This window comes from Citrifermentans bemidjiense Bem (genome assembly GCF_000020725.1).
GTDB classification, from domain to species: domain Bacteria; phylum Desulfobacterota; class Desulfuromonadia; order Geobacterales; family Geobacteraceae; genus Geomonas; species Geomonas bemidjiensis.
This window is the reverse complement of record NC_011146.1, coordinates 2,153,038-2,166,416: the sequence shown is the minus strand read 5'-3', so window position 1 is coordinate 2,166,416 and position 13,379 is coordinate 2,153,038. Positions and strand designations below refer to the sequence as shown.

Genomic DNA, 13,379 nt, shown 5'->3' with positions numbered 1-13,379 from the left:
ACAACTATGATCGATTGTTCACGGCACTTTAACGAGCATGGGATACAACTTCTCACCATGGCACAAAAGTGCCGAGTCCCTTTCCAAGAGGAGCGTCCATGTTCAGCGCAGTGATTTTTGATTTCGATGGGATCATAGTGGACACCGAGCCGGCGCACTACGAGGCATTTCAGAAGGTGCTCGCCCCCCTCGGCCTGGGCTTTCCGTGGCAGGATTATCTCGACGGCTTTCTCGGCCTCGACGACCGCGACGCCTTCCGTAAAGTGTTCCGGATCGAAGGGCGCCCGCTTTACGACGCCGAGCTCGACGATCTGATACGCCTCAAGGGGCTCGCCTTCACGGACATGGTCTCAGCCGGGGTGACTCCGTACCCGGGGGTGGTGGAGCTGATTCGTGCCCTCTCAGTCCGCCTCCCTGTTGCCCTTTGCAGCGGCGCCCGGAGGAGCGACGTAGTGCCGGTGCTGGCCCTGCTCGGGCTGGCCGGCAGTTTCGACGCCATGGTGACCGCCGACGAGGTGGCGGCGAGCAAGCCCGATCCCGAGAGCTATCGGACGGCCGTGGCGCGACTGCGGAAGATCTTCCCCGCCGTAGACGCCTCAACCACACTCGCCATCGAGGACACCCCTGCGGGTATCGCGTCGGCGACGGGCGCCGGCGTCAAGGTCTTGGCCGTCACCAACAGTTATCCGCGAGAGCGTCTGGTAGAGGCGACTTGGATCGTGGATTCGCTCTGCAGCGTCGACCTGTCCAGCTCTTCCGACGCCCCGCCTGCGTGTGCATAACTCCGCCTGATCGGCGGTTTATCAACCTCTTCTGCCCGTGTTACGGCATGGAGAGGCCGAACGGTTTCTTACCGAAACGGGGCCATAAGAGTCGGCGGTAATTCCAGCAGGTTAAGTTCTCTGTCGAATCCATGTGCAAAACGCTAAAGCAGTTAAAAACACGTTACATTCACGTTAACAATCCACAGCAATAAGGGCTCTATCCACAACCGCAGTGGAAACGAACACAAACCACGGATTCGTGCGGCAACAGCCCGAGTCGGCGGGGCGAAGCCGGATCTCTTTTCCCACGACTAGGACAGGAGGTGGGCATGAAGCCCTATTTCGCCTACGGCTCCAACCTGTGGCTCAAACAGATGAGGAGCCGCTGCCCCGGCTGCCGGACCATAGGCGCTGGGGTGCTGATCGGCTATCGCTGGATCATAACGACCCGCGGCTATGCGAGTGTCGTCCGCTCGGTTGCCGACGTCGTCTTCGGGACCGTGTACGCCCTCTCCGAGGAAGACGAGGGTCGCCTGGACCATTCGAGGGGGTGCCGCAGGGGCACTACAGGAAGGAGCTTCTCGTGGTGGAAACGGAAAAGGGCAACCGCCAACGATGAGCCGGCGATGCAGCTCATCGAGAGCTACTGCAAGGTGCACCCGCAGGAGAGCTTCCGCACCTCCGCCACCGAGATGGCGCGCACGCTCTTCTACAGCGCAGCGAAGTAAAGGGGGGCGCCCCCGCCGCAGGCGCGGCAGAAGGGTTCCGACCCGCTACGTCGGCACCCGTTAGCTCCAGCAGTGCCTCAGTCTCAGAGGATCTGGTAGTAGTGCGGCACGCCCTTCCCCTTCGCCTGCCGCAGGTTCTCCATCACCGGGTACTTCTTCTGACAGGCCGCGCAGCAGACCTCGTCTCTCTCCACCCTGACCCAGTGGGTCAGGTTCCTCGTGTCGCACCAATCGCAGTACCAGACGTAGTGATCACCCCGCGGCATAAGCTGCATAAAACCCTCCTTTTCATGTTAGAGCTCGCCTTCTTTAAGGCAAGGTTACCTTCTCAACGTTAAGGAAAGGTTGCCGCCAGGTAAATTTTTCACGACTTTTGGCCGCGGCGGGCAGGGGTAACGTAGGTTTCACCGTTTGTTCACACCATTTCCACATTGCTGCGCTAAATAAGGGCTGCCAGACGGCAACATCCTCTGGAGACGAGTTGCCCGTAAAGGAGGCCTGCAATGTCACGACAGCTGGACGCTACCCCCACTTCCCTCTCCTCGCCTGCCACCATCACCGAACTCCATCCCCATTTCCTCAGAAACGTCATGACGAGGCTCGTCGGACAGGAGCCGACAGCGGCGGGTTCTCTGGAACGCCTACCCTTCGCCGCCGGCGACACCACCGGGGGGACCGAGACCGAGCTGCAAGCCGTGGTGGCTGGGGATCGGACCAGGGTCGACCTGCCGCTGGTGATCGAGCAATCCGACTACTTCGCCAACATCGCCAAACGCGCCGCTGCAGGCGAGACCCCAAAGCGACTGATCACGGAGCTCGAGCGCTACCTGGCGGGGAACAGGGAAAACGTCTGGGAAAACAGCTGGGTGAGGTTTCCGGCAAGAAGCCTCTCCCCCTTCGCGCTGCGGGTATTCGATAACGACCTCTCGGCCGACAAGAAGAGCCCGCAGGCTGGACGGCGCAGCGACGCCGGGCGCTTCTTCGTCACCGCGCCGGACGGGACGCAGCAACTCAGGGTCCCCGTCAGCTATCTCCTGAAACTCTCCCTCGCCGACCTGATCGGCTCTCAAAAACTTCCTGCTCCGCTTGTGGAAACCGGCAAGAGACTTCTGGGGCACTACCTGAATGACAACACCTCCCCCGAAACCTTTTCCTTCCACGTGGTGCCGCTCACCCGGCAGGGGGGAATGGGGCGGGCGCTCGCCAGGGAAACCTCCAAGCGCTTCCTCTTCACCCAGATGCTCGCCATGCACACCAACTATAGCTTCGGGCTTAAAGAGAGCGGCCAGCGCGCCATGGTCTACTTCGCGCCGCACCCGCCGCTCAGGCAAAAGGAGCTGAACGACCACGTTCCCGACGCCTTCTACCGCGACCTCTTCATGAGTCCCTGCCTCTCCGGCTGGGACCGGGGCGAGGAGAAGTACCGCTACATGCAGCTTTGCCACCAGGTCCTCTCCAGAAGCCAGCTGAACGCGGTCGCCAAGCTGCGCGAGGCGGGGATCATCACCAACAACCTGGTGGTGCTCCCGAACGTCTCCAACGTGAGCCTGGCCAACAACGGCACCCACGTGAGCCTGGGGAGCCGCAGGCTGGGGAACCTCCTCTCCGACCCGGCCTCAGGCTTCTCCCAGGCGCACGAGAAGTACCTGGGGGATCTCGCCATCAAGATGGCGGAGCACTTCCTGCCGCTCTTCGTCGGGACCTACTCGGCGGCCCCCTACCGGCTGGGGTACACCGCCTTCCATCCCGAGAAGGCGCTCGGCTTCCTGCCGCACGAACTCGACTACACCCACCTGCGCATGCTCTGGAGGCGCTGGCAGAAAAAGGCCAAGATCTCCGTGTTCGGCCAGCCCGTCACCCCGTTCGGACCGCCGTGGATCGACCGGATGGTGAGCGGGCTCTTCGGGCTCAAGGGGGACTTCGTCCCGGACTTCCGCCTGGTCGACTACCTGATCTGCCTGATGAGCACGCCGCAAAGCCCGGCCCTGAACGGCCGCGTGGGAAGCAGCGACAAGCTGAAACGCGACCTTGCCGAGATGGGGGTGTTCGATTCCCAGATGTCGCTCTACCTCCTCTACAAGCTGCGCGAGCACGCCGTGATGGGATTTTCCGGCTTCGAAGGACGCCACTACAGCCAGTTCGACTCGATTCGGGACGACCTGGCCGGCGCCACCGACCTGCAGATGCTGGTCAACGCGCTCGCCTTCAAGTACATGGCGCAGGGGACCCTCACCCACCCATCCATCCCCGACGACCCCACCCTGGAGAGCGAACGGCGCCAGATCTTTTTCGCCTGCGCGATCGGCAACCCGACCTTTTACGTCAGGCGCAACAGCACAAACCGGTTCCTGCTGCGCATCCTGGAAAAAACCAGGGGGGTCCGCAACAGCCGGCGCTACCCCGGCTACGCCAGGGTCAAGGTCGGGGAGTATCGCCTCGCCCTGCTGCGGCTCTTGCGCCAGGACGCAGGGGACCTGATCGAGATGATGGGGCTAGAGCGGACCATGGCCGACCTGGAAGCCCGGCTGGTCGATCCGGAGCGCTCTTCGGTGGCGGGTAAACTGACCAGCGGCATCCTGGCCGAAGTGGGGGGGAAACAGCCGCTCAAGGTCAACGCCGACGACTTCAACCGCGGCGCCGAGCGCTACTACCGCGAGGGACTCAGAAGGAAGCACATGGAGGAGGCGCTCGACGCGCTGGAGGAGGATTTCCACGCGCTCGACCGCGCCGCTTGCGAGGGAAGCGGAGCCGAACGGCTCCTCCTGCAGGGAGCGGGCGAGGAGCGCGGTGCGGCTGCCCTTTTGGCCAAGGTGCGCGGCGACTTCCTCGCCGAGCGGCTGGACCTTGGAACCCTCAGGCGCCTCATGAACCTGACCCTGATGACGGTGCAGCGCGATCAGGCCGAGGCGGACGCCGCGCTCAAGGGCAAAACCGGCGCCGCATCAAAGGCGCCGCCGCTCTACCGGGCCAGGTAGATGCGGGGGTGGCGCCCCTCTTCGTTGCCGTCCTTTAGCGCGGTAACAGGTCCCAAAGCAGCACAAACAGTTCAGCAAAGGAGAACGCGTCATGGAATGTCCAAAATGCAGGGCGAAGGTCGGTATCATGAGCCAGACACAGACGGTGAGTACCGGGGCCGTCCACTCCATCAAATGCTTCATCTGCGGCTACTGGATGCAGACCTGGCCCACCTCCCGCCCCCTGGGCGCCCCGCTGCCATCGGGACGCTTCGGGGCGGGGGCGGCACCTTCCGGTGCAACCGCCACTTCTAATGAAACCTTGACCGCCCTGTAACACAACCACAAGAAAAGCGGTCTATGCTGACACCCACATGCAACGGCGCACGGCGCCGGCCAAGGATTCGATCCGCGTTGACAAGGGAGAAACACGATGCAAGCTCGCCGACCGGCCCGGCAAGTGGGAAATGAAACAGCTGACGCGTCCAGGAATGCGCCCCCCGGCGGCTCAGCGCGCTGCCTCGCAGACCTCTGCAAACGCCTGAACGGCACGCCGGACCCGCTTGAGGCGCTGGGGGTGCTTTTGCAGGCGGCGATGGAGGCGGTCGACGCCGCCGAGGCAAGGGGAGGGATCGTCTCCGACGACGACGTCGTGACGGAGCGCCTGTCCTGCGGGAGCCCGGGCCAGCTGCGCCGCAGCAGTGCCGCAACCCACGCGACCTACCAGCGCCTGCTGCGGCAACCGGAGGTCTGGATCGGCAATGACGGTGCAACCGCGGTCCCCCTGGTGGACAGCACGAAGGGCCTGGTTGCCTGGATAGAGCTGAAGCACACGCCCCCCCTCCCCTTCTCCGAAACGGAGGTCGAGCTGCTCGAAGCGATGGCCGCGGTGACGACACTGGCGCTGGAGACAGCCAGGATGAGATGCGAACACCGCCATTCCAGCCGGGCCAGCGACGAGGCCAGCTCCCTGCTGTCGGCGACTATCGAGTCCACTCTGGACGGTATCATGGCAGTCGATGCCAACGGCGACATCGTGGCGTACAACCGCCGCTTCATCCAAATGTGGGGCCTTGAGGAAGAGGACCTGACCGGCGGGGACTGCAACCACCTGCTACTGTCGCTTCTGGGAGAGCTCAAGGACCCGGTCCTCTTCTTCGAGAAAGTGAGCGAGCTTTACTGGCAGCCCGAATCCGAAAGCTACGACGTGGTCGAGCTGCGTAGCGGCAGGTGCTTCGAGCGTTTCTCCCGCCCGCGCCTGACCGAGGACGGCAGGCCCGCCGGACGGGTCTGGACCTTCCACGACGTAACCGAACTGAAGAAGCTGGAAAACCAGCTGCTGCACGCGCAGAAGATGGAGGCGATAGGAACCCTCGCCGGCGGGATCGCCCACGACTTCAACAACATCATGACCGCGGTGATCGGCTACACCGACCTCCTCATGCTGGAGCTCGTCCCCCCCGCGCCGTACCGCGGCTTCCTAGAGAACATCCAGAACGCGTCGCACCGCGCCATTGCCCTGGTGAAGAACCTCCTCGCCTTCAGCAGGGAGGAAGCGCTCCCAACCGCCAAGCTCGAGTGCAACGCCCTGCTCCAGAACGTGGCCGGGCTTATGAAAAGGTTGATCGGCCACGAAGTGGATTTCGTACTGAACCTGTCGAGCGCGCCGCAAGGTATCCTGGTGGACCAGGGCCAGATCGAGCAGGTGCTGGTGAACCTCGCCACCAACGCACGGGACGCCATGCCCCACGGCGGCACCCTCACCATCGAGGTAGCCGCCATCGAACTCTCGGCGCTGGAGCTCGCCGGACACCACACCGCGAAAGCGGGACCGTACGTGCAGATCTCCTTTTCCGACACCGGCCTCGGCATAGACGAGAGCGTGAAAAGCAGGATCTTCGACCCCTTTTACACCACGAAGGAAGTCGGCAAAGGGTCAGGGCTCGGCCTCTCCATTAGCTACGGCATCGTGAAGCGGCACGGCGGGTTGATCGACGTGGCGAGCGGCCAGGGTCGGGGCACCACCTTCTCCGTGTTGCTCCCGAAGGTGGAGCTGGCCCCCGCGCTGCGCCCGCATCCCTTGGTCTCCCCGCTCAAGGAGGCGGGATCGGTCCTGCCGGTTGACTACGATGAGCCGGTGCGCAACCCGCAAAATTCAGCCCCGTCGCCGAGCCGCCATGGTGGCCCCATGCCCATCCCCCCGCTTGACCGTAACTCGCGGGCTGCAAGCCCCCTTTACCACCCCGTGGAGCCTTCCCATCTGCGTCCCATCTGCGTCCCATCTGCGTCCCATCTGCGTCCCATTTGCGTCCCATCTGCGTCCCATCTCCTTCCCTCTCGATCACCGCGGCCGGCTTTCGAGCCGCTCGCGCGCTCCTTTTAAGAGCTACGCCGAACGTTCCGTCCGTGAAAAGGACGAATTTACGACACATTGACAGAGCTGTAACGGTTTCTAAACAAAGAAGTTATATGAAGTATACGAGCCATGACTTCACTGCCTGACAAGCATGACGAACCTTAGAGAGGGATGCGATGCAAACTGTATTGATCATTGAAGATGAGAAAGACCTCGCGGAGTTGCTTTCTTTCAACCTTGAACGGGAAGGATACAAGACAGTGATAGCTCTCGACGGCGCCGAGGGGTTGGAGGCCGTGGAGCGGGTTCAGCCTGACCTTATCCTTTTGGACCTGATGTTGCCCGGGATGTTCGGCACCGACGTGTGCAAGACGGTCAAGAAATCCGAAAAGTCGGCGCACATCCCGGTGGTCATGCTGACTGCGAAGGGGGAGGAGATAGACAAAGTGGTCGGCTTCGAGGTCGGCGCCGACGACTACGTGATCAAGCCGTTTTCCACCAGAGAACTCATGCTCCGCGTCAAGGCGGTGCTGCGCCGAAAGGCACCAGAACCGGCGGCGACCAACATCATCAACGTTGGCGGGATCAGAATCGACACCGAGCGCCACGAAGTCACCGTGAACGGAGACGAGATCAATTTCACCACAACCGAGTTCAAGCTCCTGTACACCCTGGTGATGCGCTTTGGCAGGGTCCAAAGCCGCGACGTACTGCTGCGCGACGTATGGGGCTACAACTTCGTCGAGGACACCCGCACCGTCGACACCCACATCACCCGCCTGCGGACCAAGATGGGCAACGCGGGAGATATGATCAAGACGGTGCGCGGCTTCGGCTACAAATTGGAGGTGCAATGAGGTTAAAAGTCATCGGCATCCAGTTCGCAGTCGTCATGGCGTTTGCTGCGGTACTTTGCAGCTACGAGCAGCGCCTGCTCGGAGTTGGCTGGGCTTTGCTCTTGACCGCCACCATCGTCGTCTGCTCCACCTACCTTCTGGCCGATCTCGGCACCAGGCCGCTTAGGGCCGTTGCCGCCATGGCGTCCAGGATCGGCAAGGGAGAGATCAACACCAAGCTTCCCGCGGTAACCGACCCTCAGGTCACCGAGCTTGCCAGGGTGATCAACGAAATGGCGGCAAAGGCCAACGCGCAACTGGACCGCTTGGAGGCGGAGAAGAATCGGCTGGACGCCATCCTGCGCGGCATGGGCGAAGGAATCATGGTGGCCGACCCTCAGGGATGCATCACGCTGGTCAACCCCGCCTTCAAGGGACTCTTCGGGCTGCATGACGAGGTGGAAGGACGGCTGCTCATCGACATATCGCGCCATCCCGCGCTGCACGAGTCGTTCAGGGACATCTTGTCTTCGCGCCAGGAGCGCGTCGAGGAGCTGCAGTTGCACTCCCCTAAAGAGCGCTCGCTGCTGGTCCACTGGGTGCCGCTCGTGGAGTGCGGGGTGGTGACCGGCGTGGTGGCGGTATTCCACGACATCTCCGACCTCCGGCAGATGGAGAAGATGCGGCGCGACTTCGTCGCCAACGTCTCCCACGAATTGCGCACTCCCATCACCATCATCAAAGGGTACGCAGAAACGCTTCTGGCCGGGGCACTGGAACACCCGACCCAGGCAACGAAGTTCGTCAGCATCGTGCACTCGCACGCGGACCGGCTCGCCTCCCTGGTCAGCGACCTGCTCACCCTGTCCCAGCTGGAGTCGGGTGCGGTCCCCCTGGAGGCCAGGAGCGTGAAGGTGCAGGAGATAGCGGAACGCGTGGTCGTCCTGCTGGAGCGCAAGATCCGGGAGCGCGGCATCATAGTCGACCTCGCCGGACTTAAGGATGCTCCCAGCGTGATGGCAGACCCGGGGCGCCTCGAACAGGTGATCGTCAACCTGCTCGACAACGCGGTGAAATACACCCCCGCCGGGGGCTCGGTGACGCTCAGCGCGGCTGATCGTGAAGAAAGCGTCACCATCGCGGTCCAGGATACCGGCATCGGCATCCCCTCCAAGGACCTCTCGCGCATCTTCGAGCGTTTTTACCGGGTCGACTCGGCGCGCAGCCGCGACGAAGGGGGAACCGGCCTCGGGCTTTCCATCGTGAAACACATAGTCCAGTTGCAGGGTGGAACGGTGTCGGCGCAAAGCTCCGGACAGGGCTCCACCTTCTTCGTCACCCTCAACCGGGCCGACCCGACTTACGGCTCCGGCATAGCGCCGGCCGCGGCCCAAGCCTGACCCACACACGAGGTGGCACGATGAACAAGGAACATGTAAGTAGCCAGTTCGACAGCAACTTGGCCTCGATCCGCCTGAAGCTCCTGGAGATGGGTGGCAAGGTGGAGCTTATGATCTCGAAATCGATGAAGTCGATCGTGGAACGGGATTCCGAGCTCGCCGAACAGATCGTCGCCATGGACGCAGAGGTGAACCGGCTGGAAGTGGAGATCGACGAGAAGTGCCTCCACCTTCTGGCGCTGCGTCAACCCGCGGCTCGGGACCTGCGCTTCGTCACCCTGGCGCTCAAGACGGTGGTCGACCTGGAGCGGATCGGCGACGAGTGCGTCAATATCGCCAGACGGGCCATGGAACTCAACCGCGAGCCGCAGTTGAAGCCGTACATCGACCTTCCGAGAATGGCCGAAGCCGCCGCGAACGCCGTGCAGGCCGCCCTCGACGCTTTTGTGCGTCAGGACGTGCAGGCCGCACTGGCGGTGTGCCGGGCTGACACCCCCATCGATGAACTGCACGGCCAGTTGCAGAGGGAACTCATCACCTTCATGATGGAAGACCCGACAGTCATACAGCGCGCCCTGAGCATAACCTGCATCTCGAAGTTTCTGGAGCGCATCGCGGATCACGCCACGAACATCGCGGAGATGGTGGTATTCATGGTGGACGGAGTCAACGTCCGGCATGCGAGGCCGACTTCTCAACCGTGACGACGCCCGGCATAACCGCAAGCGCCCCCCCACCCTGCCCGTCCGTGCTGCATCGCGCTGGGGAGTTCGCGGTGGCAAGGGTTGAGGGTTAAGGACAATCGCCGTTTCACGGGGCTCCCGCATCGGGGGCCCCTCTTCGTTTTTCCGGCGAAGGTAACCGATGTTTCACCTGTTGGTCACAAGATCTCAATGTAGTTGAGGTACACAGGTGGTGTCGGTTGCGAAACGGACGCGATCACAACTGCAAAGGAGAACCTCAAGATGCAGACGACACGGCACCAGTACATCGCGCGGGAGAGCGGCGCTGTCTGCGACGAAGCGCTCTTCGGCGACCGCTTCGTCCGGCTCATGTACCACGGCGTGCGGGAGAACGCGCCCGGGCTGTTCCGGCTTTTGACCAGCCCGCGCATGACCGGCATCCTCGGTTACGTCAACTACGACCTCCCCTTCGCCTCGGGGGGCTCGGCCTGCGCCCGTTTCCTGCACCAGCTGAAGGTCGACCTATCCGAATGCCTGCTGCGGCCCGAAGAACTCGACACCCCGCGCAAGGTCTTCGAGCGCCGGATACGCTACTGGGAGTGCCGCCCCATGCCGGAAAGGGCGGAGGAGGTGGTTTCTCCCGCCGACGCCCGGGTGCTGGTCGGCTCCTGCCGCGACACCTCCAGCCTCTTCATCAAGGACAAGTTCTTCAGCTTCGACGAGCTTTTGGGGGGCGAGCGCCTTCCCTGGCTCAACGCGCTGCGCGACGGGGACTTCGCCCTGTTCCGGCTCACCCCCGACAAGTACCACTACAACCACACCCCCGTATCCGGCGAAGTGGCGGACATCTACACGATCGACGGCGAGTTCAACTCCTGCAACCCGGAGGCGATCGTCGCCATGGCGACCCCTTACTCCAAGAACCGGCGGGTGGTGACCATCATCAACACGGACGTCAAGGGGGGAAGCAACGTCGGCCTGGTCGCCATGATCGAGGTGGTGGCGCTCATGATCGGCGACATCGTGCAGTGCTACAGCGCCGAGCGCTACCTCGACCCGCAACCCATAACGCGCGGCATGTTCGTCAAGAAAGGGCAGCCCAAATCGCTCTACCGCCCCGGGAGCAGTACCGACATCGTCATCTTCCAGAAAGGGAGGGTGAGCTTCGCCGCGGACCTCCTGGAAAACCAGGCGCGCATCGACGCGACCAGCAGGTTCTCGCAGGGGTTCAGCATTCCCCTGGTGGAAACCGACATCAGGGTCCGCGCGCTGCTGGCCTCGGCCCGCTGAGAGCCGGACAAGGAGACGCAACTATGACAGAGACCATTTTCTTGCTGGGGCTGGCGGCATGCTCGGCCCTCTACCTCATCTGGGGCTGGACTACGCTTCCGGCGGAGCGCTGGCAGATAGCGGCCTCGGTCCCCGTCAGGAAAAGCGACGACGGCTCCTGGGCGGGGGCCAACCTCACCTGGTACGGCATCTTGACCGCCAACGCCTACGTCGCGGCCGGCGCGCTCGCGCTGCTCCTTATGGGAGCGGCCGGAATCCCCTTCAGGAGCGTGGCGGCCATCGTCTTTCTCCTGCTGGCGGCCTGCATCCCCGCCTCGCGCCTGGTGGCGCAGCTCGTGGAGGGGAAAGCGAACACCTTCACCGTGGGAGGAGCGGTCTTCGTCGGCATCCTGTTCGCCCCCTGGATCGTGATGCTGGTGAACCGCTTGCTCGCGGAAGGCGCCCCGTTTCCCCCATCGGCCGCCCTCGCCGCTATCGGCATCGCCTACGCCTTCGGCGAAGGGTACGGCAGGCTCGCGTGCCTGAGTTTCGGCTGCTGTTACGGCAAGCCCCTTTGCGCCTGCCACCCCAAGGTCGCCACTTTGTTCTCCCCTATCGCCCTCACCTTCACCGGCAAGACCAAGAAGATCGCTTACGCCTCCGGGCTGGACGGGGTGAAAGTGCTCCCGGTGCAGGGTATCACCTACTTCCTGTACTGCGGCGCGGGGCTCGCCGGAAGCTACCTGTTCCTGAAGGCGCAGTACAGCGCGGCCTTTCTGCTCACCCTTTCGGTTACCCAGGCCTGGCGCGTCGTCTCCGAGTTCTTCCGCGACGACTATCGCGGCGCGGGGAGGCTTTCGGCGTACCAGTGGATGGGGATGTTCGGCGTCTGCTACGGCGCCTGGGCCGCTTGGCGCTTCGGCCGCAAGCTCGAACCGCTCCCGGACCTCGGCACCGGCCTGAAAGCTCTTTGGAACCCGATGCCGATCCTACTGCTGCAGGGGCTTTGGGGTGGCATCTTCCTCTACACCGGTCTGAGCCGGGTGACGGCGGCAAGGCTCAATTTCCACGTGCAGACGGACAAGGTGTAATCGCCTCATTAAACATTGACCCCCTTGTAACACGGTCGCCAAAAAAGGGGTCTATGCTACGGCGGTGAAAGGAAGGTTTCGCTATGTGCCATGAAGTATTGCTAAGACTCGGAGAGATCAGCAGGAGCGCGGTCAGCGTAGAAAGCGATTTTAGCGTGCAGCACGTCCTGCGCCTTTTCCAGGAAGATCCGGAACTGCCGCTGATCGCGGTTGCGGAGCAAGGGAGCTTCAAGGGGTCGGTGAGCCGCCGCGAACTGCTGAACCTGCTCAGCCGTCCCTTCGCCATGGAGCTGTATGCGAAAAAGCCCGCCGACTGCCTGCTCGAAGACCTGAAGGGGAAACGGGTGGTGTTCCCCCCCGACCTCGAAGTGAACGAGGCGGCGGTGCGGCTTCTTGCCGTGGACCCCGCCCTGCAGACCGACTCCTTCCCCCTGGTGACAGGCGGCGACTGTCTCGGCGTGGTGGCCGTCTCCGACCTGATGATGGCGGTAGCGGAGCAGCAGAAGGAACTTCTGCGGGCGCTCGACCTGCTCAGTTCCAGGATCCGCGAAGAAGTCGCGCTAGGGGTGAAGATACAGCAGGACCTTCTTCCCCCTCCCGAGTTCCGCTTCGGGCCGCTCGCCATCGGAGCCGGCGTCACCACCAGTTCCGAGATCGGCGGCGACTTTTTCGATTACTTCCCGGTGGGAGAAAACCGCCTCGGCGTCGTGATCGCAGACGTGAGCGGACACGGCGTGCAGTCCGGCATGGTGACCACGGCCGCAAAGGCAAGCCTGCACACGCTGGTTTCCCTCGGAGTCACCACCCCGTCGGGCCTTCTGGCCGGGATGAACAACGCCATCCTCGCTACAGCGCACCAGACCCTACTGATGACCTGCCTGATCGCGACCCTGGACCTGTCGGCGGGCTCGCTCTCCGTGGCCAACGCAGGGCACAACTTCCCCTTCCTCATGCGCGCCTCAGGCGCCGCTCCCGAGATGCTGGATACCCTTTCCGGGTTTCCCCTGGGATTCGAGCGGGACGCGCAGTATCCGGAAACGGTGACCGCTTTCGCCCCCGGGGACTGCCTCTTTCTCTACACGGACGGGGTGGTGGAGAGCGTCGACGCCTCGGGAGAGGAGTTCGGCTACCGGCGGCTGCAGGAGCTGTTGCTGAGGGAGAAATGCCTCCCCCACTTGCTCCATGAGCGCCTTTTGGAGAGCATCTTCACCTTCACCGGCCAAAGGACCCTGGAAGACGACGTAACGACGCTGATCGCCTGCTATGGCAGCTAACGACAACTCAAGGAGACACAAAGC

General features: G+C 63.1%; 12 protein-coding genes. 11 read left to right on the top strand and 1 reads right to left on the bottom strand.

Annotated features, from left to right (window positions below):
- Window positions 1-98 precede the first annotated feature (98 nt).
- Together GBEM_RS09380 and GBEM_RS09375 are read left to right on the top strand one after the other, a co-directional pair.
- A complete protein-coding gene (locus GBEM_RS09380; protein WP_012530303.1) occupies window positions 99-782 on the top strand; it encodes an HAD family hydrolase in 684 nt (227 codons plus the stop codon).
- A 311-nt stretch (window positions 783-1,093) separates the two neighbouring features.
- The gene (locus GBEM_RS09375; RefSeq protein ID WP_012530302.1) at window positions 1,094-1,492 is read left to right on the top strand and encodes a gamma-glutamylcyclotransferase family protein; all 399 of its coding nucleotides are present in this window, start codon (window positions 1,094-1,096) and stop codon (window positions 1,490-1,492) included.
- A gap of 83 nt (window positions 1,493-1,575) precedes the next feature.
- On the opposite strand, the gene GBEM_RS09370 is transcribed toward GBEM_RS09375, so the two are convergent.
- The gene (locus GBEM_RS09370) at window positions 1,576-1,767 is read right to left on the bottom strand and encodes a hypothetical protein (RefSeq protein WP_012530301.1); all 192 of its coding nucleotides are present in this window, start codon (window positions 1,765-1,767) and stop codon (window positions 1,576-1,578) included.
- A gap of 228 nt (window positions 1,768-1,995) precedes the next feature.
- Between GBEM_RS09370 and GBEM_RS09365 the strand changes: the two genes are divergently transcribed.
- The 9 genes from GBEM_RS09365 (at window position 1,996) to GBEM_RS09325 (ending at window position 13,355) form a co-directional block, all read left to right on the top strand.
- Window positions 1,996-4,467, top strand: a complete 2,472-nt coding sequence (locus GBEM_RS09365; protein ID WP_012530300.1) for a hypothetical protein — start codon at window positions 1,996-1,998, stop codon at window positions 4,465-4,467.
- A 91-nt stretch (window positions 4,468-4,558) separates the two neighbouring features.
- A complete protein-coding gene (locus tag GBEM_RS09360) occupies window positions 4,559-4,783 on the top strand; it encodes a hypothetical protein (protein WP_012530299.1) in 225 nt (74 codons plus the stop codon).
- Between the two features lie 96 nt (window positions 4,784-4,879).
- A complete protein-coding gene (locus tag GBEM_RS20375) occupies window positions 4,880-6,829 on the top strand; it encodes a hybrid sensor histidine kinase/response regulator (RefSeq protein WP_012530298.1) in 1,950 nt (649 codons plus the stop codon).
- A gap of 149 nt (window positions 6,830-6,978) precedes the next feature.
- Entirely contained in the window at window positions 6,979-7,659 is a 681-nt protein-coding gene (locus GBEM_RS09350; protein WP_012530297.1) for a response regulator, read from the top strand.
- Window positions 7,656-9,038, top strand: a complete 1,383-nt coding sequence (gene pnpS / locus GBEM_RS09345; protein ID WP_012530296.1) for a two-component system histidine kinase PnpS — start codon at window positions 7,656-7,658, stop codon at window positions 9,036-9,038. Before GBEM_RS09350 ends, pnpS begins: the two co-directional genes overlap by 4 nt.
- 20 nt (window positions 9,039-9,058) lie before the next feature.
- Entirely contained in the window at window positions 9,059-9,742 is a 684-nt protein-coding gene (gene phoU / locus GBEM_RS09340; protein ID WP_012530295.1) for a phosphate signaling complex protein PhoU, read from the top strand.
- A gap of 261 nt (window positions 9,743-10,003) precedes the next feature.
- Window positions 10,004-11,011 (top strand): phosphatidylserine decarboxylase, encoded by a 1,008-nt coding sequence (locus GBEM_RS09335; protein ID WP_012530294.1) that lies wholly within the window; start codon window positions 10,004-10,006, stop codon window positions 11,009-11,011.
- 23 nt (window positions 11,012-11,034) lie between these two features.
- A complete protein-coding gene (locus tag GBEM_RS09330; RefSeq protein WP_012530293.1) occupies window positions 11,035-12,081 on the top strand; it encodes a prolipoprotein diacylglyceryl transferase family protein in 1,047 nt (348 codons plus the stop codon).
- Window positions 12,082-12,164: 83 nt separating this feature from the next.
- The gene (locus tag GBEM_RS09325) at window positions 12,165-13,355 is read left to right on the top strand and encodes a PP2C family protein-serine/threonine phosphatase (RefSeq protein ID WP_012530292.1); all 1,191 of its coding nucleotides are present in this window, start codon (window positions 12,165-12,167) and stop codon (window positions 13,353-13,355) included.
- The last annotated feature ends 24 nt before the right edge of the window (window positions 13,356-13,379 follow it).

Coding starts and splice junctions, on each gene's coding strand:
- GBEM_RS09380 (WP_012530303.1), top strand. CDS start 99: ATGTTCAGCGCAGTGATTTTTGATTTCGATGGGATCATAGTGGACACC.
- GBEM_RS09375 (WP_012530302.1), top strand. CDS start 1,094: ATGAAGCCCTATTTCGCCTACGGCTCCAACCTGTGGCTCAAACAGATG.
- GBEM_RS09370 (WP_012530301.1), bottom strand. CDS start 1,767: ATGCAGCTTATGCCGCGGGGTGATCACTACGTCTGGTACTGCGATTGG.
- GBEM_RS09365 (WP_012530300.1), top strand. CDS start 1,996: ATGTCACGACAGCTGGACGCTACCCCCACTTCCCTCTCCTCGCCTGCC.
- GBEM_RS09360 (WP_012530299.1), top strand. CDS start 4,559: ATGGAATGTCCAAAATGCAGGGCGAAGGTCGGTATCATGAGCCAGACA.
- GBEM_RS20375 (WP_012530298.1), top strand. CDS start 4,880: ATGCAAGCTCGCCGACCGGCCCGGCAAGTGGGAAATGAAACAGCTGAC.
- GBEM_RS09350 (WP_012530297.1), top strand. CDS start 6,979: ATGCAAACTGTATTGATCATTGAAGATGAGAAAGACCTCGCGGAGTTG.
- pnpS (WP_012530296.1), top strand. CDS start 7,656: ATGAGGTTAAAAGTCATCGGCATCCAGTTCGCAGTCGTCATGGCGTTT.
- phoU (WP_012530295.1), top strand. CDS start 9,059: ATGAACAAGGAACATGTAAGTAGCCAGTTCGACAGCAACTTGGCCTCG.
- GBEM_RS09335 (WP_012530294.1), top strand. CDS start 10,004: ATGCAGACGACACGGCACCAGTACATCGCGCGGGAGAGCGGCGCTGTC.
- GBEM_RS09330 (WP_012530293.1), top strand. CDS start 11,035: ATGACAGAGACCATTTTCTTGCTGGGGCTGGCGGCATGCTCGGCCCTC.
- GBEM_RS09325 (WP_012530292.1), top strand. CDS start 12,165: ATGTGCCATGAAGTATTGCTAAGACTCGGAGAGATCAGCAGGAGCGCG.